The sequence below is a fragment of the Methanorbis rubei genome, from assembly GCF_032714495.1.
Taxonomy (GTDB): Archaea; Halobacteriota; Methanomicrobia; order Methanomicrobiales; family Methanocorpusculaceae; genus Methanocorpusculum; species Methanocorpusculum rubei.
On sequence record NZ_JAWDKB010000001.1, the window covers coordinates 143,505 to 163,524 of the forward strand.

Annotated in this window: 16 protein-coding genes; 8 read left to right on the forward strand and 8 right to left on the reverse strand. The window is 50.6% G+C overall.

Translation table 11 applies throughout. The features are described from left to right. The first annotated feature begins 25 nt into the window (after positions 1 to 25). Entirely contained in the window at positions 26 to 1,594 is a 1,569-nt protein-coding gene (locus tag McpCs1_RS00800; RefSeq protein WP_338095359.1) for an MFS transporter, read from the forward strand. A 641-nt stretch (positions 1,595 to 2,235) separates the two neighbouring features. On the opposite strand, the gene McpCs1_RS00805 is transcribed toward McpCs1_RS00800, so the two are convergent. Together McpCs1_RS00805 and McpCs1_RS00810 are read right to left on the reverse strand one after the other, a co-directional pair. After that, entirely contained in the window at positions 2,236 to 3,810 is a 1,575-nt protein-coding gene (locus McpCs1_RS00805) for a sodium:solute symporter family protein (RefSeq protein ID WP_338095360.1), read from the reverse strand. After that, entirely contained in the window at positions 3,794 to 3,922 is a 129-nt protein-coding gene (locus tag McpCs1_RS00810) for a symporter small accessory protein (protein ID WP_338095573.1), read from the reverse strand. The genes McpCs1_RS00805 and McpCs1_RS00810 overlap by 17 nt, the downstream gene beginning before the upstream one ends. Before the next feature lie 325 nt (positions 3,923 to 4,247). Between McpCs1_RS00810 and McpCs1_RS00815 the strand changes: the two genes are divergently transcribed. Next, positions 4,248 to 5,402, forward strand: coding sequence for an exonuclease SbcCD subunit D (locus tag McpCs1_RS00815; RefSeq protein WP_338095361.1), 1,155 nt, complete (start codon positions 4,248 to 4,250; stop codon positions 5,400 to 5,402). Then, positions 5,399 to 8,542 carry an AAA family ATPase gene (locus tag McpCs1_RS00820; RefSeq protein WP_338095362.1) on the forward strand — a complete coding sequence of 1,048 codons (3,144 nt, stop codon included), beginning with the start codon at positions 5,399 to 5,401 and terminating at the stop codon, positions 8,540 to 8,542. The genes McpCs1_RS00815 and McpCs1_RS00820 overlap by 4 nt, the downstream gene beginning before the upstream one ends. A gap of 676 nt (positions 8,543 to 9,218) precedes the next feature. Here the strand turns inward: McpCs1_RS00820 and McpCs1_RS00825 are convergent. From McpCs1_RS00825 to McpCs1_RS00850, 6 genes are all read right to left on the reverse strand, one after another. Further along, a complete protein-coding gene (locus McpCs1_RS00825; protein WP_338095363.1) occupies positions 9,219 to 9,707 on the reverse strand; it encodes a threonyl-tRNA synthetase editing domain-containing protein in 489 nt (162 codons plus the stop codon). A 1-nt stretch (position 9,708) separates the two neighbouring features. After that, a complete protein-coding gene (gene metX, locus McpCs1_RS00830) occupies positions 9,709 to 11,172 on the reverse strand; it encodes a homoserine O-acetyltransferase MetX (protein WP_338095364.1) in 1,464 nt (487 codons plus the stop codon). A gap of 231 nt (positions 11,173 to 11,403) precedes the next feature. Continuing rightward, positions 11,404 to 12,615 carry a bifunctional 5,6,7,8-tetrahydromethanopterin hydro-lyase/3-hexulose-6-phosphate synthase gene (locus McpCs1_RS00835; protein WP_338095365.1) on the reverse strand — a complete coding sequence of 404 codons (1,212 nt, stop codon included), beginning with the start codon at positions 12,613 to 12,615 and terminating at the stop codon, positions 11,404 to 11,406. A 305-nt stretch (positions 12,616 to 12,920) separates the two neighbouring features. Beyond that, positions 12,921 to 13,955 (reverse strand): NAD(P)/FAD-dependent oxidoreductase, encoded by a 1,035-nt coding sequence (locus McpCs1_RS00840; RefSeq protein ID WP_338095574.1) that lies wholly within the window; start codon positions 13,953 to 13,955, stop codon positions 12,921 to 12,923. A gap of 11 nt (positions 13,956 to 13,966) precedes the next feature. Next, positions 13,967 to 14,422: a pyridoxamine 5'-phosphate oxidase family protein gene (locus McpCs1_RS00845; RefSeq protein ID WP_338095366.1), complete on the reverse strand. Its 456-nt coding sequence runs from the start codon at positions 14,420 to 14,422 to the stop codon at positions 13,967 to 13,969. Between the two features lie 77 nt (positions 14,423 to 14,499). Then, the gene (locus tag McpCs1_RS00850; protein WP_338095367.1) at positions 14,500 to 15,132 is read right to left on the reverse strand and encodes a DNA-3-methyladenine glycosylase family protein; all 633 of its coding nucleotides are present in this window, start codon (positions 15,130 to 15,132) and stop codon (positions 14,500 to 14,502) included. Between the two features lie 289 nt (positions 15,133 to 15,421). Here McpCs1_RS00850 and McpCs1_RS00855 point away from each other — a divergent pair, with 289 nt between their 5' ends. The 5 genes from McpCs1_RS00855 (at position 15,422) to McpCs1_RS00875 (ending at position 19,990) form a co-directional block, all read left to right on the forward strand. Further along, positions 15,422 to 16,051, forward strand: coding sequence for a DUF47 domain-containing protein (locus McpCs1_RS00855; protein ID WP_338095368.1), 630 nt, complete (start codon positions 15,422 to 15,424; stop codon positions 16,049 to 16,051). Positions 16,052 to 16,056: 5 nt separating this feature from the next. Continuing rightward, complete coding sequence (locus McpCs1_RS00860) at positions 16,057 to 17,250, forward strand: inorganic phosphate transporter (RefSeq protein WP_338095575.1); 1,194 nt, start codon at positions 16,057 to 16,059, stop codon at positions 17,248 to 17,250. 152 nt (positions 17,251 to 17,402) lie between these two features. Beyond that, entirely contained in the window at positions 17,403 to 17,582 is a 180-nt protein-coding gene (locus McpCs1_RS00865; RefSeq protein WP_338095369.1) for a 4Fe-4S binding protein, read from the forward strand. After that, complete coding sequence (locus McpCs1_RS00870; protein WP_338095370.1) at positions 17,579 to 18,772, forward strand: NAD(P)/FAD-dependent oxidoreductase; 1,194 nt, start codon at positions 17,579 to 17,581, stop codon at positions 18,770 to 18,772. The genes McpCs1_RS00865 and McpCs1_RS00870 overlap by 4 nt, the downstream gene beginning before the upstream one ends. Before the next feature lie 24 nt (positions 18,773 to 18,796). Further along, on the forward strand, positions 18,797 to 19,990 hold the full coding sequence (locus tag McpCs1_RS00875; protein ID WP_338095371.1) for an NAD(P)/FAD-dependent oxidoreductase: 1,194 nt from the start codon (positions 18,797 to 18,799) through the stop codon (positions 19,988 to 19,990). Positions 19,991 to 20,020 lie beyond the last annotated feature (30 nt).

A 20,020-nucleotide genomic window follows, 5' to 3' on the forward strand; every position in this document is an offset into this window, starting at 1 on the left:
CCATAGCTCCTGCCAATGGAATAGTATGGAATCCCTGCGCATGAGCCGTCAGCAGTATCTGGTGGCGATAACTGTTGCAATCGCATGCTTTCTGCCGCCGTTTATTGGTGAGGCAACAAACATTGCACTACCGTCATTGATCGCCGATCTCCAGCTGCCGATGGGCATGTTCGGCTGGATACTGACGATCTATCTGTTGACGTCAACGATATTTCTGATTCCCGCCGCACGGTATGCGGATAAAATCAGCAAAAAATTATTTTTCACGATTGGTGTTCTGCTGCTTGGCATCGGTTCGCTTGGCATCGGTCTTTCCACGACTGGTGAGATGGTTCTCGTGATGCGGGCGATTGAAGGGGTCGGCAATGCGCTGATGTTTGGAACCGCGATCGCTCTGGTGACCTCAGCCGTAAAGGTTGAGCTTCGCGGAACTGCGATCGGAATTGCCATGACCGGTGTGTTCCTCGGTCAGCTTGCAGGCCCGCTGCTCGCGGGTGCCTTAACTGATGTCTGGGGATGGCAGATGGTGTATCTGATTCTCGTGCCGATCTCTCTCCTTTCATTCATCCTTGCCGTGCCGTTCATCCCGCGGGACAAGCCCACAGACACCAAACCCTATGACTGGACGGGAGCTGTTCTCTTCATAGTCGGCATGACGCTTGGCCTCTACGGTTTTTCCAAAATGCCAGACCCGCTTGCTCTCGGGCTTTTGGTTCTCGGACTCATCCTTCTTGTTCTGTTCTTCCGGTACGAGAAAAGTGCGGCGAACCCTCTCATTCCGGTGCGGCTGCTTCTGGAGAATAAGGGATTCACCTTCAACAACTCGGCGAACCTGTTGTATTATGTGGCAATTTATGCGATGGGTTCGCTTGTGTCGATGTACATGACTCATGCATGGGGATTTTCCGCACTCGATCGTGCGCTTGTGGTCACCACGCAGGGGCTGGTTCTTGTGCTGTTTACGATTGTTGCAGGAAAATTCTACGATCATCTTCTGCCGAAGTGGCTGTTGTTCCCAGGCATTGTCCTTGCCGTGGTTGGCGGTGCTGCGGCATTCCTGCTTGGTGCTCCGTCAGCTGATCCCTCCTGGCTTGCGATGGCAGTGATTGCGGCAAGTGTTGCGGCATTTGGATGCGGTTCGATTGTTCTTGCGATCATCGACAGATTTGTTGCAAACGCTCCGCCAAAGTATGCGACAACGACGGGCCTTGTGATCATTGCACTCGGCATGGTTTTGCTGCTGACCTGCGGATCCGAGCAGGCGATTTGGACGATGATTGCGGTTCAGGCACTCTTCGGTGTGGGCATTGCAATTTTTGTAACGCCGAACAGCACGGCTATCATGAACTCGGTTACCGAGCAGGAGTACGGCATGGCGTCAGGAACGCTTTCGACAACACGGATGCTTGGCATGGCTATATCAATCGGCATGATGACGGTTCTGACAAATCTTGTTCTTGGTGCCGGCACAAAGATGAGTGTGGATTATCTGGATGTGTTCCTTGTCATGATGCATGCAACGGTTCTTGCGGCGATCATTGTTCTGATTGTCGGCATGATCCTTTCCTGGACCGCGGATACCAAATCCGCGTGACATTTTTTTTCAAAAATATTTTTTTTATTTTTTTATTTTTTTTTTGGGAAAAAAATTTACGGGCAGCAAATATTTTCAAAAAACGTATCGCGTAACCTCTATCTGAAAAAAACCAAAGAAATATTTTCATAACGTTATCTTAAAAAAATTTACGGTATCGACCGGGTCCATGCAGATATATTTATGAGAGTGTAGTTATGCGATGACTCCCGTAATCTGAAACTACGCGGTGGTTTTCCGTAGATTCAGAATGCCGCATGGAGTCCGAATGTCGCCGGGACGAATGATCTGTTCGGGACAATCGTAATTGTGCAAACAGGGTTTACATCCTATCTGTATAATGTAATTGGGTACGTTTGTTAATAAATATTTCTGAGTGTCTATGGGCAGATTTGTTTGAAAGTACTCCTGAAATACTGCATATTTGCATCTTTATCATCATAAACCGGTGTAATGTTCTGATATTTTTCTGGATTTTGATTTTTAATAATTTCCCTTTGTCCCAAATATATCTTCATTTTTTAATAATATTTTTCAGACGTCGATTTTCTGTGTTGAATAGGACACAACGGGAATCCATTTCCGAAAACCTCTCGAAATGTGTCAGGAAAAATCTGTTCAAAAAAAGATATGAAATATTTTCACACAAAACTATGCTGCTGTTCGCGGGTGACACGTTTTTTGTCCAGAGGGATCAGAACTATCAGCACCACGATCGAAAGAATCGTTCCGACAACTAATGGATCAAGATAGTTCCAGGGACTTGCAACCAGCGAGTCAACCCCAAAGATTGCATTACAGATGCCGAGCGCCTTGGACTCTGCCGTATGGGCAAACACCGTCCAGACAAGCCAGCCTGCGGCTCCCGCGATCATACTCCACTTTGCCGCAAGAAACGAAGGACGTTTGGACACAAGACCGTGAATGAACGCCGGTAGAAGTGCTGCTGTACACAGACCCATAAACATTGCCGTGGCACGGGCAATGATGCTGTCAGGCATGACAACTGCGATCGCAAGACTTACAATCAGCATGACCACAATACCGATCTGATTTGCCCGGACCGAGTATCGCTTTCCTTTCAACCGTGCAAACATATCGCCGCCAAGCGTTGTTCCCATCGTATGCAGGAGTGACGAAAGTGTCGACATCGCCGCAGAAAGCAGAGTCAGCATGAAAATTATCACGAACAACTCAGGCATTGCCGAGTTGATGTAGAGCGGAATCACCGAGTCAACATTTCCTCCGGCTGCTGCAAGAGCAAGCTGGCCGGTTGTTTCCATGAAGTAGACGTTGGTCAATGGGCCGACCGTGAACGCAACTCCGGTCATCATCACGATGAAGAGTGCCCCCATCGGAACCGCACGGTTCAGTGACTTGCCGTCCTTTGCCGTCATGAACCGAACAGCAAGCTGTGGCTGGGCAAGAACACCGATACCCACACCAAGCACCAGCGTTGTAATCACTGTCATCCATACGGGCGAGCCGAACTCAGGCATTGAGGTCCAGCCGGTCATTCCAGCTTCCACAAGATTTTCCGGAACCAGCGGTGTCATTGCTTCCAGCGCACTGTTGGCAACAACAACGCCACCGAGATAGATGTAGGTCAGCACGAGCAGCAGTCCCATACCGAGAAGCATGATCGCTCCCTGCACCGCATCGGTGTACATGACAGCAATCAGTCCGCCGATAACAACGTAAAGCGCAACAATCACGGCAAACCCGAACAGTGCCGTCATGTACGGAATCCCAAGCGTCGTCTCAATAAACCGTGCTCCGCCAATGAGAACCGCTGCCGTATAGAGCGGCATCGCAGCGACAAAGATCAGACCTGATGCATAGATCAAAAACTTGGACCCGAACATTTTTCCAAATAGTTCAGGATATGTCAGGGCACCAAGCTCTTTTCCCACACGTCTGATGCGTTTTCCCATGAACAGGAAGGCAATGATCACACCGACAATAACGCAGAGCACGGTCAGCCACATCAGACTCATACCATACTGTGCGGAAATTCCGCCGAACCCTACGATTGCTGACGTACTGATGAACGTCGCACCATAGGAGAGGGCAATAATTATCGGATGCGTGTTGCGACCCGCGACCATGTAGTCTTCAACTTTCTTTGTCTTCTTGTATCCGTAGTATCCAAGACCAAGGATCATTACCAGATAGAAGAGCACGATGAGAATTGTCAACTCAGTACTTACTGCCATCGTCGTCACTATCCTTGTTCCAGTAAAGGTATCCGTAAATAAAGCAGCCAATCAAGGAGGCGATACAGATTACGTAGGTTATCCATATCCCTGGGTCACTAATTCCAAACATGTTGTAGCATCCACCTTTGTCGAAAGATTCGCGTCTTTTGGACGTCACTCAAGTTCGTAGAACAGCATTACAAAAAACGTCATACGAAAACGTGACGGTTCTTTAGTTAAAGCTAAAGAAGAAAAAGACGAGGAACAAAGCCTTGTAACCGCTGTAAGAATGGGTGTGGCTTTCGTTCATCTGAATCTACTACCATGTTGCCGTTTCTGAGATATAAATTAGTGCGGTATGTTATCATGTGGCACATTAGCACGAACGTCTCTCTGGTAAATCTTTAATCACTCACACACCGAAGTATAATTACGAAAATCCGGCATACAACTCCATGAAATTCATCCACACCGCCGACCTTCATCTCGGAAAACAGTTTTACGGATACAATATTCTCGCGGATCAGGCATTCATTCTCCGCCGGATAGCCCAGCTTGCCGTCTCGGAAAACGCTGACGGCATCATACTTGCCGGAGATATTTTTGATACGCCGGTTGCCGGTCGTGCTGCGGTTGATCTTTTGAACACATTTCTCACGTACCTTCAGAAATCAGACATCGCTGTCTTTATGATCAGCGGCAATCATGACTCGCCGGAACGAATTCATTACGGCAGTGGCATCATGGACTCCTGCAGCATCTACATCAACGGCGTCTATGACAGCGAGCGTGACGTCCGAGTCATCGATCTCTCTGACGAGTTCGGTCCTCTGCATCTCTGCCTGCTGCCTTACATCGATCCTGCGATAGTGAGAAGCTCGGGAAAGTTCGGCGACATCACGGTTACAACATTTGATGAGGCGGTTGCTGCCGTTCTCGCCTCAATTCCGATCAAGTCAGGCGAGCGGTACGCTGTGATCGCGCACCAGTTCGTTGCAGGATTTGGCACGATGCCTGCATCATCCGAGTCTGAACGGATCACGGTCGGCGGCATTGAACAGGTGGATGCAAAACATTTTGCCGAGTTTGAGTACGCGGCGCTCGGTCATCTCCACAAACCGCAGAAGGTGGGCCTCGCCACCATCCGCTACGCAGGCTCTCCCTTAAAGTACTCGCCGTCTGAGTGCGGGCCGGCAAAGTCGGTCACGGTCGTGGAATTTTTTGAGAAAGGTAATGTAACGATCCGCCAGATTCCACTCAAACCGTTACGCGATTTGCGTATCATCTGCGGAACGGTTGATGACCTCACTGCTGCGGGCGCGGTTCCAACGCCCCACGATGACTTCTTTTTCGTGCAGCTGACTGACCCGATGCCCCCCGCAGACACAATGGCTCGGCTGCGTGCAAAGTATCCTGCGGTCATTGGTGTTGAGCGGGTGTGTGACGCCACTCCTGCAGCAACAGCTGCCGGCGCACGAATGGAGGATCTGCAAAAATCGGACCGCGATCTTTTTGCAGGTTTTTTTGCTGAAGTCTCAGGGCGGCCGTTGACCACTCTTCAGGAAGCGGTTGTTCTGGAAATTTTGCAGGAGATGGGAGGGGAGCGATGAAACCAATTCGTCTGACGATGTCATCGTTCGGCCCGTATGCCAAAGAAACGGTGATCGACTTCTCGGTATTTGACGGGTCAGGAATTTTTCTCATAACCGGCGACACCGGTTCAGGAAAGACCACCATTTTTGACGCGATAACTTACGCCCTCTACGGTGTTGCAAGCGGCAGCATTCGCGAGGCGAAAACTCTCGCAAGTGACTTTGCCGGACCGGACGCGGTCCCTTTTGTCGAGCTGGTGTTTCTTCACCGCAATGAAACCTACACAATCCGGCGCACTCCTGCCTACATCATTGCCGGCACTGAGAAGAAAGCAACCGCGAGTCTTGTGATGCCGACCGGCACCGAGATCTCCGGCGCGAAACATGTTGGAGAGGAAGTCCTCCTCCTTCTTGGTCTGGACAGTCAGCAGTTTCGTCAGGTTGCGATGCTGGCTCAGAATGATTTTCAGAAATTTCTGTTCAGCACCAGTAAAGAGCGTGCCGACATTCTCAGAAAACTGTTCGCAACCGAACGGTTCGAGGAGTTCCAGAACAGAATTGCTGCACAAGCGCGTGCCGCAAAGCAGGAGACTGAAAAAATCCAGCAGTCATGTGTGGAGCGTGCCGGCAGATTTATCGCGGCCCCAGAGACCGCGTTCGCCGCTCTTTTGGATGAGGTGCGAGGCTCTCCGGACGGATTTTTCCGTCTGAACGATCTCTCCGCGGCGGCGGGAACCCAGTTCAGGGATGACAAAACGCATGCAGCTGTTCTCAAAGGCGAGTGCCAGTCAGCGAGAAACCGCACCGCAGAAATCAATGCATCAATTGAAGCTGCAAAACAGATTAATGCTGACCTCGACCGACTTTTGGAGACAACAGCAGTCGCGCAAAAACTTCGTGAACAGGAAAGCGAAATGGCAAAACTTGGCGAGCGGCTGGAGATGTCGCAGAAGGTTCGTGAGGTAGTGCCGTACGGAGAACGGGCGGACGCAGCCTGCGAGCGGCTGACTGCTGCACGAAACGGATGCGGCGCAGCAAAAGCCAGACTTACTGCTGCACAGGAAAAAGCGGAAGCCGCGGCTGCGGAACTTTCGAAAGCCCAGCGGGAGAATCTTTCCCTTCCGCTGATGCAGGAGGAGATCGGCAAACTCAAAGGTTTTGTTCCCCAGTTTGCCGAGTACGAGACGGTGAGGGGCCAGCATGTGCGGGGCGGCAGTGAGCTTGAGAGGATCGAAAAAGAGCTTGAGGGACGAAAGGCTGATCAAAAGCGGATGAATGTCCAGCGCGACCGACTGATGCTCAGACTTTCTGAGCTGGCTCCTGTTCCCGAAAAACTTTCAGTCGCAAAACATCGCGAGGATCAGATTGCCGTGCGGCTCACATCCCTTGACGCTCTTACCAAAGAGCTTCTGGTGTATCAGAAAACAGTAAAGGAGTGTTCCCTCAAAGAGATCGCCTACACCAAGGCCGCTGACGCGTATGAAGAGACCAGGGATGTCTTCACCCGCAAGGAACGTGCCTTCTTCGACGGACAGGCAGGCATCATGGCAAAGGATCTGCGTGCAGGCTCTCCATGTCCGGTCTGCGGCTCATCCCTTCATCCGCGTCCGGCATCCCTGCCTGCCGGTATCCCGACCGAGGCGGAACTGAATGCTTCCAAGGCTGAACTTTCCACAAAAGAAAATGCCCGAAGCCGTGCTGCATCCGAATGTTCAGGAGCGCGAAGCACGCTTCGTGCCGGAGAGCAGCATCTTCTTTCTGCGGCTGAGTTGTTGTTCACGCTTCCGAAGCGTTCTGACTGGGCAAGAATTCTTGACGGACTGATTCGTGAGGAGACGAATTCTTCCGAAGGCCAGCTGAAAACAATTCGTGCTGAGATTGCAGAGCTTCAAACTTTGCTCACGGAAAAGTCTGCTCTTGAAGCTGAGCTCAAACAGATGCATGACTCCTCCCCGCAACGCGAGGAAGAGCTTGCCGAGCTTTCAGAAAATGCTGCCGACATCAGGCAGCGTGCCGGGTATGCGAAGGCACGGGCCGAGGCATTGAAAGGTCAGCTCCCGCCTGAGTACTCCTCGGTTGCTGAACTGACTGAGGAGATCAAAAAACGGGAGTCTGCGATATCAGACCGCCGGACGCGTGAGGCCAAGCTGCTGGAAAGATCTGATCTGGCAAAGTCTGCGAGATATGATGCAGCTTCGGCATGCACGGCTGCTGAGGAAATATTTTCTGATGCTGAGCGCGCCTCCCGCGAGAGCGGGGAGGCGTTCAACAATGCACTTCTGATGCGTGGCTTCACCCGCGACGGATATCACAACGCGCTGATGAGTGATGCAGAGGTTCTTGCTGCGCAGGAGAAGCTGAAGCAGTACCGCGAGCTCCGCTCCTCGACCGATGGACAGATTGTGCTTTTGAAGAAAAAGACCGAAGGGTATACCACAATCGACATCCCTGCTCTTGCCGCAGGTCTCGCTGATGAGGAACGCCGCTACGCAGCTCTTCAGGAGGAGGAAAAAGATCTCGGGTACCGGATTATGCAAAACTCTGCCGCTCTGTCTGAGATATCAGGTTTTCTGGAAAAGTATGCAGCAGTTTCTGCGAGACACACTGAACTTTCTGATCTCTCCCGTGCGGCGAACGGTGATGCGGCAGGGTTAGGGGTTCGGATGAAGTTTGAAGAGTATGTGCAGTCCGCATATCTCGGACGCATTCTTGAGAAGGCGAATATTCGTCTGCATGCGATGACCGACGGCCGGTTCCGTGTTGTGCAGCGGAGTGCGGCAACGGATCAGCGAAGAAAGGAGGGGCTTGAGATGGATGTGATCGACTTCTACACCGGAAAGCAGCGGCCGACCTCGACCCTCTCCGGCGGCGAGTCGTTTAAGGCAGCGCTTTCCCTCGCCCTCGGGCTGTCTGATGTGATTATGGAGACCTCGGGCGGGATTGAGCTGGACGCTCTCTTCATCGATGAAGGATTCGGGTCTCTTGATTCGGTGTCGCTGGATCAGGCGATTGAGACTCTGGCAACGCTTGCGGCGCCGCGGACCGGCAGCAGGCTGATAGGAATCATTTCGCATGTCGAGGATCTGCGTCAGCGGATTGAGAAGAAGATCATTGTTGCGAAAAATCCTGACGGCAGCACGGCGAAGGTTGTTGTGTGATTTTTTTACCGCCCACGGAAAAACGGAAAACACTGAAATATCACCGAAAAACATCACGGAGCAGACGTGAACACCACGGAAGTATAAATTTGAACAATATTTTCGTGATGTCTTTTTTTTCTGAAATCTCGTGATGAAATATTTTCATGTGAGGCCCCGAAAAATATTTTCTGCAATTATTTTTTTGAAAATTTTCCAAGAGCACGCCAACGTTTTTTTTTCTGAAATCTTGTGATGATACATTTTCATGTGAGGGTTCGAAAAATATTTTCTGTAATTATTTTTTTGAAAATTCTCCAAGAGCAAACCAACGATTTTTTTTCTGAAATCTTGTGATGAAATATTTTCATGTGGGACCCCGAAAAATATTTTCTGTAATTATTTTTTTGAAAATTTTCCAAGAGCATGCCAACGATTTTTTTTTCTGAAATCTCGTGATGAAATATTTTCATGTGAGGCCCCGAAAAATATTTTCTGCAATTATTTTTTTGAAAATTTTCCAAGAGCACGCTAATGAAATTTCAATTTAGAAAAATATTTCCGTGGTATTCACGTCTGCTCCGTGATGTTTTTTTTTCTGTGAAATTCCGTGTATTCCTGCGAAGCAGTAAGCAGGCCGAAGGCATGCGTTCCGTTTTTCCGTGGGCTGATGCGTACGTCCACAACAGAAAAAAAATTATGACTGACCAATGATCTCCAGATGCTCCTGCTTTTTCGGGCAGCACTCTCCCTCGCATGCCCCACCGATGAAAGGACAGACCGACATCGAAAAATCAGCCATCGGGTGGCCCTTACTCTTGATCTCAAACTCCTTGTACCAACCGAACGCCGCACGTTTGGTCTCCACCCCTTCCTCACTCAGCCTCGCCTGAATCGTCTTTAAAATCCACTGCGAAATTCCCGGGCATCCGAGATCAGACGCGAGATGTGCATAGGGAAACAGCATCACCCGCTTTGCCTTCAGCCGCCCGAGCCGCACACAAATACTCTCAACTGTTGCAGACACCGTCACCTCAGGATTCACCTCATCAGACTTTTCCACACAGCAGAACAGCAGAACGCAGTCCAGCATCTCGTCTTCAGGGATCGGTTCCGGCTCTGCAATTTTCGTTTTCTTCGTCACCTTATACCAGACACGGTCCGCATGAATACCAAGTATTTTCATATTATCTCCTCTCTGCAATATGTGATAGCTGTTCACTGGTCAGCATACCAACAACTTTTCCCTGCCCTACCACCGGCAGGGCTGATATGTGATACTTGTCCAGAATCTTTGCCGCGTCGCGGAGCGTTGCGTCTGCAGACACACTCAGAACATTTTTTGTCATGATCTCATCAAGCATCGTGTGTTCACCGGCAACCGCCTTTGCAATATCCCATGACGTCACAATGCCGCACAGCGTTCCGTCTGCGTGCAACACGGGCAGATGGTTGACCTCACGCTCTATCATTGTCGCGGCAGCGGCACGAATAGTTGCACATCCGCGGATGGTTGGGGGATCACGGATCATGATGTCTGCGACCGTTAACGGAGTAAGGAACCTGCCAATCAGATAGTTCATCTGATCGTCTTCGAGCAGGAATCCGTCGTGGCCGAACCCTGACATCACTTCGGTGTACTGCACATCCTTTCCAATGCTGTTCAAAGCCATCACGATCTCTTCAGACAAATACGGCGGATACAGCCAGTCGGTCGAGACCGAGAGAATTAAGAATTTGGCATCCGTTTCCTTCAACCCTTCTGAAAGGGATCCGTTCTTTGTCAGATCATAGTAGTCGATGGCTTTGGTGATGTAGAGGTAGGAGTTTGGATCAAACCGCTGCACAAAACTTCTGCCCTGATGCTTCAGATAACTCTCGACACTGAACTCGGTCTCAAAGCCGTAACCGTACTCGGTTTTTTCCTGAAGCCTTCGTCCGAATTTTTTGTGCATCGACTGATCCGAGAGATAAGTAATGTGTGCCATCATACGGGCGAGGGAGAGACCGCGGTCAGGTTTTTCGTCCGCGGAATAGCGGCCGCCCTTCCATGCGGGATCGGTCATGATGGCAGCTCTCCCCACAGCACCGAAGGCTATATGCATCGGTGTTGAGTAGCCGGCAGCAGCAATCACAACGATGCGACGGGCAAATCCCGGGTACTCAACACTCCACTGCAAGGACTGCATGCCGCCCATTGACCCGCCGACAACTGCATAAAGGTCGTGGATCTCCTGTTCGATGAGAAATGTGTGCTGGGCTGCAACCATGTCGCGGATGGTGATCACCGGAAAGTCCGGGCCGTAAGGAAGTTTTGTATCAGGATTGATTGCGGCAGGGCCTGTTGATCCTTTGCAGCCGCCAATCACATTGGTTGCAATGATGCAGTACCGGTCGGTGTCAAGCGCTTTTCCTGGCCCAATGACGCCGTCCCACCAACCCGGATGTTTGTCTCCTTTGTGCATGCCAGCTGCGTGCGCATCGCCGGAGAGTGCATGACAGACAAGGATGGTGTTTCCGTGTGCTGGCGAACAGCCGTACTGTTCGTAGGCGATGACGATGTCATTGAGTACCGCTCCTGATTCCAGATGGAGCGGCGTCTGCAGGGTATGGTACCGGGTTACGACATCACCCACTGATCCGCCTGTCACGGCCCTCCTCCGATATGTGGTGTATTGGTAATTTTTGAATTCATTTTTTTATTCTCGGGGCGTTCACACTGTGATTATATTGGGTTGGACAGTGTTTAAAGTATATGTTTTTGGCTACGGTTTTGCTGCAGACATTTTTTTTTGAAAAATCGTCATTGGCGATTTTTTATTTATGCTATTTGCGCTATTCGCGTTTCAGATAAAAAAAGAAAAAGTAAAATGAATTTCGATTTAGAAATCGGTCATCACACGGAACTGATCGATCTCTTCAGAGTCAAGCTCTGCAAGGAAGGACTCGGCCGCGTTCTTAATGTCTTTGCTTGCGGTGATTGCACGGCCGACGACAACAACGTCTGCGCCTGCTGCGAGTGCCTTCTTCACGACCGGCACGCGGATACCGCCTGCGGTTGCGACAAGAATTTTCGCATTATACTTTGCTGCGACTGCCTTGATCTTTTTGATGTCGCCCCAGCTGTAGTCGCCGCTTGCTTCCTTGTCGATTGCACGGTGCATCTCAACATACTGCGGGAGAAGTGCTGCGCCGCCCATCTTTGCAAGGCTTTCGATCAGCTTTGCCGGCTCGTCAACATTCAGCATGTCGATGATTGCATAGATACCGCACTTCTTTGCTTCCTTAATGAATGCGGCAATCGTCTCAACCGGAGCAAGACCTGATACCACTGCTGCGTCGCCGCCTGCGTTGGACACCATGCGTGCTTCAAGGTTGCCAGTGTCAAGGGTCTTTAAGTCTGCAACGATGAAACAGTTCGGGCGGATTTTGCGGATTTCACCGATGACGTTTAAGCCGAACTGTTTGATGAGCGGAGTTCCTGCTTCAAAAATGACGTGATCGTTCTGCGGAACCTCACGCAGTACACGCTCCACCTGTCTCATATCGACAAGGTCCATAGCGACCTGGAGGTAGGGCGGGTTCCAGAGCCGCTGAACTTTGAATCCCATAACACCGTGGGCTGCACGGTCTTTTTCCTTCAGGACAGTTGCGGTGTCCGGGAACTTGTCGAGTGCGCGGGAAAGTGCGAGGCGGGTTGCACCATAGTTGAAGCGGTAGAGTTTGTTGAAGTCTTTTGCATCAGGAGAGATGAAAACACTTGCAACAATAACAACCTCATCCACATCCATGCCGGTGAAGACGCCGTCTTCAAGTGCGTCGGCGACTGCTTTGGAAACAGCTGCCTGTGCGGGGCCAAAGATCTGGGTAACCTGCTCAGTGTGCTTGAGGGTAACTTTCGGCACAATCAGGACTGCCGGTTTTGGGAGGAGGTTCGGGCGGATAACGCCGAGAAGCGGGGTGTGACCTGCGGAAAGCTGGGTCAGGCCGTTTGCAAATGCGGTTCCGACCGGGCCCATTTTGTCGCCGATCATGAGGTCGATGTGAGCGAGTTCCGCTCCATCGCCAACGAGTGCTTCGCCAATCAAAAACATAGAAAAATCTCTGCAATAGCTTTGGTTTTGTAACCCTATAAAGACAGCCGCCCCGCTTCAATTTTAATGTGAGGGTGCGGGCCTTTAGCCCGCACCCCACAGGATTAAACTGATGACCCATGCAGTGGGGAATGAAGCAGGCCGAAGGCATGCGGCCGCTCCCCTGCAAACAGGGTCGCTCTCATCCCTTTGTGGCTTTGGGCTTGGTCCGCTAAAAAAATCGAACCACATTATTTTCATCGTAAAAATCGCCATTGGCGATTTTTCATTCGCACCATTCGCGTTTATTCTACACAAGGCAGAATTCAGACATTCGTGAGATACGCAAACCTCGGTGACGCATACCCGAGCATCTTCCACTGCTGGTACATGTGTTCCCTGCTTGACGCAAGATTTCTCTCATACTCATCCCGCAGCTTCTCTGGATTGGGATCCTCGCCCGGTTTGCAGATTCTCTTGTATGCCTCTGCGAACGCATAAGCGCTCATAAACGCTGGAGAAATTCCTTCACACACCGGAGTTAAAAAATTTGCTGCGTCCCCTGCAAAAAAAATCCTGCCTTCCCCAATATCAACCGGATTCGTTGGCGCAACATCAGGAAGCAGACCATACTCCTCCCACTGCACATCACCAAGCTCTGCATCAAACTCTTTGACGAGATACTCGGTGAACTTCTGATAATATTCCGGCAGCATTGAGGGGTCGCGCCCACTCACTGTGATCACCACGAACTCATCCTTGATGCAGCACCATGCCGCATGCCCGGAGTACTCAGGCTGAAGATAGGCATGAAAGTAGTCCGGGTCAAGATCAACTGATCCCGGAGAAAAAGTCTGGTATGTTGCAATACTATCCCCCGGACGGTTTCGCAGCGTCTTTCGAACAGCACCCGTCACTCCGTCGCATCCAAGAAGAACCCGTCCCTTTTCCGTCCTGGTTTTCTTACCAAGCAGACTTACCGCGACATGATCTTCTTCGATTCGAAAATCGATCACCTCCGTCTTCTCCAAAACCCTGGCTCCCGCGTCTTCGGTCTCTACAGCCATCCAGTAATTAAACAGATTGCGCCAGACATTCATCCCATGTCCCTCAACCGTGGACTTCACCCGCTGTTCGTTCAACAGGGTAAAACCCTTATTGATCTGAGGATTGCAGCGCACGGCCTGCGGAATCTGGCCGAACACATGTTCAGTAATAGCTATTGACTTTCTGATCAGTATTCCGTTGCAGGACTTTTCCCGCAGCAGAGACATTTTTTCGGCGACCAACACCGAGTAGCCGGCATCAGCAAGTAATTTTGCCGCAACGCAGCCTGCCGCCCCTGCTCCGGAGATGATCACATCATACAATCTTACTTTCCTTCCTTGCCGGTGACGTGAACTATTTCAATAGCCGCAACCGTTGTTTTGTCGCTGTTCTTGCGGATGTACTCAATCGCTTCGTCATGAAAGGCAGCGGAGTACTTATTCATCAGTGCCTCAAGGGCTGCCTGTTTCTCCTGAGGATTTTCTACCACTCGTGCGGTGCCGAAGAGAACTGCTGAGCGGTATCGTGTATCAAATTTATCAGCCATCATCTCTTCAAATCCGACAACCGCGAACGACACCTTCGGATTTTCTTTCAGATTATCGATTTTATGTCCTTCGTGAGCCGAGTGGATGTAGATGACATTGTTTACCAGAACATAGTTCAGCGGAATTGCATACGGCTGGCCGTCGGCGTCCACGGTGGCAAGCGTTCCCCAGACTCCGTTCTGCAGAATATCTCTTGCATCAGAGTCTGAAAGCTGTGAGGCTTTACGCCGCATGGGTCTCATACATACTAATTACGGCAGAATACTATTAAAGAGAATAGATATTGTAAAAAAATCATTGTTTGATAAAATTACCAACAATCAGTATGGGCTATTTCCCACAAATAGATCGAAGCAACACTTCCGTGCGGCGAGTAGCGGTTTCGCAGAATTTCAAACTCTGATTTCGACAGCGACGGCATATCATACAGCCGCATGATGCCTCGCCGAATGCCGAGATCATTCCAGCTCAGCACATCAGGCCGCTCCATCGAGAGAAGGAGCATCATCTCTGCTGTCCACACACCGACACCGGGCAGCACCGTCAGCTCTTTGATGATCTCTTCATCGCTTTTTTTCCTGAATGTGGAGATGTCAACTTTTTTTGCGGCAACGGCGTCAGCAATGCCGCATATGTAGCCTGCCTTTCTCTTTGACATCCCACACTGCTGTATCTCGTCAGCTCCTGCCAAAGCTATCACATCAGGCGTGATGTCGTTTCCCAAAGCGTCCTGCATTCTGTTCCACACGGTATCTGCGGCTTTGGTTGATATCTGCTGGCCAACCACACTTCTGATCAGTGCAGAGAAGAGATCAGGGAATATTACGCGGTCAGGGCGCCCAAGTCGGTCCATTGCAGCTCCGAGAACCGGATCCTCTGCTGCAAGTCTGGCAATCTCTTTTTCTCCGTACGAAAAATACTGCATGGCTATCTCTTCATCCACATATGTTCACCTCTGATAAGTAGTATTCGGCAGGGGTTGTTCCAAGTAAAGTCCCTGTATCAAAATTACACAACTCGACTTTTATTTGAAAAATATTTCATCATGATTTTTTTCAAAATCTGACGAAATTTTTCTCCCTGCATCACTTTCTCAGGCATTTTTCGCGAAAGAAATATACGACAAATGACGAGCTATTATTGTTGATTAACGAAGAAAACGACGTAGTCGGCAAAGGCAAAGGTTCATGTCAGATACCCTACCATGTATCTTGTATAGAGGTTACGTGTTCATGGGGTTGAAAAGCTGGGTTGTCCCGCAGGATAAAATCTTTTTTGAGCTCTTCGAAGAACAGGCGGAGATCGTCTGTGAAGCAGCCGATCTTTTACAGAATATTTTCACCGACTACACCGACATTCCAGAAAAATACCGACAGATGAAGGACCTCGAACACCGCGGCGACGCAATGGCGCACCGGGCGTATGAGGAACTGAACCGCACCTTCATCACCCCAATAGAACCAGAAGAGATCTCCCGCCTTACCACTGCCCTCGATGACGTGATCGACTTCATCGACTCAGGAACCAACATGCTGTTGATCTATGAGATCGAACAGCCTGATGAGTTCATGATCGGATTTGCCTCGGTCATCCGTCAGGCAGCTGAAGAAATCCGGACCGGTGTTGCCGGGCTTCGCACCTTAAACGATCCGGAAACCATCAAAGGCTGCTGCATTGAGATCAACCGACTGGAAAACCAGGCCGACGAAATTCTGTCAAAAGCCTTGCAGAATCTGTTCAAGACCAAAGACCCGGTCATCATCATCAAACTCAAGGACATCTACGAACACTTTGAGATTGCAACCGACAAATGTGAGGATGTCGCCGATGTCTTTGCCTCGATCCTAATCCGTCACACGTGAGTTCAATGGATGCAAACACCATCATCATCATTCTCGGCATCATAATTGCACTCGCGTTCAACTTTTCCAATGGAAGAAACGACGCGTCAAACACGATAGCCACCGTCATCGCAACCCGTGCACTTGTTCCACGAACCGCGATTATTATCGCGTCAATTTGTTGTCTTGCGGGTCCTTTTATTTTCTCAACCGCTGTTGCAAAAACTATCGGCAAGGGAATTATTGACCCGGGAATTTTCACACCTGTTTTACTTTTCATCGGACTTATCGGAGCAGTGCTCTGGGTTAACTCCTGCTCGCAGTACGGCATTCCTGTCTCTTCATCCCATGCGCTCGTCGGCGGACTGATCGGTGTAGGTCTCGCCGCAGGCGGAGTGTCTGCAGTGTTCTGGCCTGACCCGACCATGACCACATGGACGATCATCTACATTGCCGCAGGCGCTCTGGTCGGCGGACTTATCATGGCGCTCGTCGCCTTCCTCGCCCATGATAAGATCAAAACTTTTGTCATCCTCGGTGCATGCGCTGGCGCGATTATTGCAATACCGCTGCTTATGATCCTTGACTTGTTCGTGATCAAAGGTCTGCTTGCAATCCTTCTCTTCATCTGTGTCTCTCCGGCGCTCGGTCTGATCGTGTCCTACTTTTTCACGACCCTCGTCACCAAAGTCATGGCAAACACCCGTCATCCTTCCAAGATGAACAAATGGTTCCAACGTGCTCAGATTGTCGGTGCAGGATTTCAGGCAATGAGTCTTGGGGGCAACGATGCCCAGAATGCCATGGGTATCATCATGGCAATTCTGATCGCGGCAGGCATCATTGCCGCGGACGGCGAGCTGCCGTTATGGGTTATTATACTCTCGGCTGTTGCAATCTCTCTTGGTATTCTCTCCGGCGGATGGAAGGTTATCAAAAAAATGGGTACCGGTATCACCAAAATTCAGCCCTATCAGGGATTTTCGGCATCAATGTCCGGCGGTCTTGTGCTGTCATTTATGACCATGTTCGGTGTTCCGGTCTCAACCACGCATGTTGCGACAGGAACCATCATGGGAACCGGCGTGACCCGCGGAACCGGCGCGGTAAAATGGGGAGCGGTCCGTCAGATGATAACGGCATGGGTTCTGACCATTCCTGCGGCGGCAGCGGTTTCTGGAATATGTTATGTTGTGGCTCAGGCAATCTTCGGATTTTAAAGCATCAGTGATATACCATAGATGACGCAGGCAACTGCAACAATCATCAGCACGATGTACATAAGTCCGGGTTTTGGCGTATCCTCTTCCATACTCCTTACCTTTTTCTCATCCAGAGAGTTTATGCGTTGCGCCTCCCAAATAATAAAGCAATGATCAATATTCGTAGAGACGTTTGCGGCTACTGCGGAGCATGTGTGTCCGTGTGTCCGCAGGGTTCGCTTGAACTCATTGACGCGTACCTGACTGTTGATGCCGATACCTGTAAAGACAAATGCAAGATCTGCTCGACCGTCTGTCCTCTTGGTGCTATTGAATGGGTGGAGAAATGAAGGAAACATACGACGTTTTAGTTGTTGGCGGAGGTCCGGGAGGAGCTCTTGCCGCAAAGGCTGCGGCAGAGTCAGGTCTGTCGGTTCTCCTTGTGGAGAAGCGTCCTGCTATTGGTGCACCGGTCCGCTGTGCGGAAGGCATTGGTAAAGAAGCTCTCGCTGAGTTTATCGCTGCTGATCCGAAATGGATCTCAGCAGACATTGAACGTGCAGTGCTTGTTGGTCCGGACGGAACGAAGTTCACGATCGGCGGCGAGGCTGCCGGCGGTAAAGTCGGATATGTGCTGGACCGCAAAATCTTCGACCGCGAGCTTATCTGGCGTGCGGCAGAGGCAGGTGCAGAAATTCAGGTGCATGCACGTGCATCAGCCCCGATTATTATCGAAGGTAAACTTGCCGGTGCAGTCATTCACCAGCACGGCAAAACCTATGAGGTTCGTGCAAAAGTCGTGATCGCAGCTGACGGTGTTGAGTCGAAGTTTGCGAAGTGGGCCGGTATTGATACGACCGTGCCACTCTGGGAGCTGGAAACCTGTGCCCAGTATATTGTCAATGATATTGACTTCGATAACAAGGCAAATGTGTTCCATGTCTCCAACGAAGCATGTCCCTGGGGATACATCTGGATTTTCCCGAAAGGCCCCAGATGTGCGAACATCGGTATCGGTATTGCCGGTACAAAGTCCGGCGAAGGCCACCGTGCAAAGGACTACCTTGACAAGTATCTTGCAAAAGAGTTCCCGAACGGTAAAGTCACCGAGCTGATCGTTGGCGGTGTGTCGGTCTGCAAGCCGCTTGAGTGCACGGTTGCTGACAATTTGATTGTTGTCGGGGACGCTGCACGTCTGTCTGATCCGATCACGGGCGGCGGTATCTACAATGCGATGTACACCGGAAATCTCGCCGGAAACATTGCGGCAACGGCAATTAAGAACGGCGACAGCTCCAAGAAGGCGCTGATGATCTATGATAAGACCTGGCGTGACGGTCCGGTCGGCACGACGCTTGCCCGCAATTATGCGGTGAAGGAGTCGTTTATTAAGATGGATGACAAAAAGCTGAACTCGATTGTTCACTCGATGAGCGATATGCAGATCGATGATCTGAGCGTGAGAAAGCTGGTGCTTGCTATCTTCAAGGCAAATCCGTGGCTGGCTCTTGAGTTGCCGCATCTGCTGAAAGCACTCTAACCAAAATTATTTTTTTCAGGTACGATGAAAGACGCGTATGATGTTGTGGTAGTCGGCGCAGGGCCTGCGGGTGCGATGGCTGCGAGAGAGGCGGCGGTATGCGGCGCGTCTGTTCTTCTTGTGGAGAAACGTCCGGCGGTCGGTGCTCCGGTCCGGTGTGCGGAAGGGATTGTGACAAGGGATCTTTTGGAGTTTACGACTCCTGATCCAAAATGGATTTCGGCAGTTATCAGACGGGCGAGATTTATGGGTCCGGGCGGCGCAAATTTTCTTATTTCCGGCAAATCCGATGATGAGGTGCTTGGCTACACGCTGGATCGGAAGATATTTGACCGCGAGCTGGTGATGCGTGCTGCAGATGCTGGAGTCGAAGTTGCGGTTCATGCACGTGCGGTGCCGTTTGTTGAAGACAACCGCATTGCAGGGGCCGTGATTCATCAGCATGGAGTTTCTCACACGGTCCGTGCGAAAGTGGTGATCGCAGCTGACGGTGTTGAGTCGAAGTTTGCAAAAGTTGCAGGGATTGATACAACGGTGCCGCTTGCTGATCTGGATTCCTGTGTGCAGTATCTGGTGACTGATATCGATATTGATCCTGAGATGAATGTCTTTTTCTGGAGCAATGCTGAGTGCCCGCATGGCTATATCTGGATTTTTCCGAAAGGCCCGAGGACGGCGAACATTGGTATCGGGATTCCCGGGACAAAGTCAGGCGACGGTCATCGGGCGAAGGATTATCTTGACCGATATATGGAGAAAAATTTTCCGAACGGCAAGGTTACGGAGCTGATTGTCGGCGGTGTTTCAACATGCAGACCACTTTCCTGTACGGCTGCGGACTCTTTGATCATCTGCGGCGATGCGGCACGTATGTCGGATCCGTTCACGGGCGGCGGAATTTATCAGGCGCTTTTTTCCGGACAGCTTGCGGGCAGGACGGCGGCTGATGCTGTTGTTCGGAACGATTGTTCGAAGAAGGCGCTGATGGTGTATGATGCGGCATGGCGGTCGAGCCGGATGGGAAAATTTTTGTCGCGGTCGTATCTGATCCGTGATGTGTTTTTCCGGATGGATGATGCGATGCTTGCCGAGGTCATCGAGTCGGTTCCGGATCTTCAGCTGAATGAGGTGACGGTGCCGTCGGTGCTTGCGGCGATGTTGAAGAATAATCCCTGGATTGCGATGAAGTTTCCGAAACTGTTTCTGCATCGGAAATAATTTTTTTTGAATTATTATTTTGAAACGCGA

Coding starts and splice junctions, on each gene's coding strand:
- McpCs1_RS00800 (WP_338095359.1), top strand. CDS start 26: ATGGAATCCCTGCGCATGAGCCGTCAGCAGTATCTGGTGGCGATAACT.
- McpCs1_RS00805 (WP_338095360.1), bottom strand. CDS start 3,810: ATGGCAGTAAGTACTGAGTTGACAATTCTCATCGTGCTCTTCTATCTG.
- McpCs1_RS00810 (WP_338095573.1), bottom strand. CDS start 3,922: ATGTTTGGAATTAGTGACCCAGGGATATGGATAACCTACGTAATCTGT.
- McpCs1_RS00815 (WP_338095361.1), top strand. CDS start 4,248: ATGAAATTCATCCACACCGCCGACCTTCATCTCGGAAAACAGTTTTAC.
- McpCs1_RS00820 (WP_338095362.1), top strand. CDS start 5,399: ATGAAACCAATTCGTCTGACGATGTCATCGTTCGGCCCGTATGCCAAA.
- McpCs1_RS00825 (WP_338095363.1), bottom strand. CDS start 9,707: ATGAAAATACTTGGTATTCATGCGGACCGTGTCTGGTATAAGGTGACG.
- McpCs1_RS00835 (WP_338095365.1), bottom strand. CDS start 12,615: ATGTTTTTGATTGGCGAAGCACTCGTTGGCGATGGAGCGGAACTCGCT.
- McpCs1_RS00845 (WP_338095366.1), bottom strand. CDS start 14,422: ATGCGGCGTAAAGCCTCACAGCTTTCAGACTCTGATGCAAGAGATATT.
- McpCs1_RS00855 (WP_338095368.1), top strand. CDS start 15,422: ATGGGGTTGAAAAGCTGGGTTGTCCCGCAGGATAAAATCTTTTTTGAG.
- McpCs1_RS00860 (WP_338095575.1), top strand. CDS start 16,057: ATGGATGCAAACACCATCATCATCATTCTCGGCATCATAATTGCACTC.
- McpCs1_RS00865 (WP_338095369.1), top strand. CDS start 17,403: ATGATCAATATTCGTAGAGACGTTTGCGGCTACTGCGGAGCATGTGTG.
- McpCs1_RS00870 (WP_338095370.1), top strand. CDS start 17,579: ATGAAGGAAACATACGACGTTTTAGTTGTTGGCGGAGGTCCGGGAGGA.
- McpCs1_RS00875 (WP_338095371.1), top strand. CDS start 18,797: ATGAAAGACGCGTATGATGTTGTGGTAGTCGGCGCAGGGCCTGCGGGT.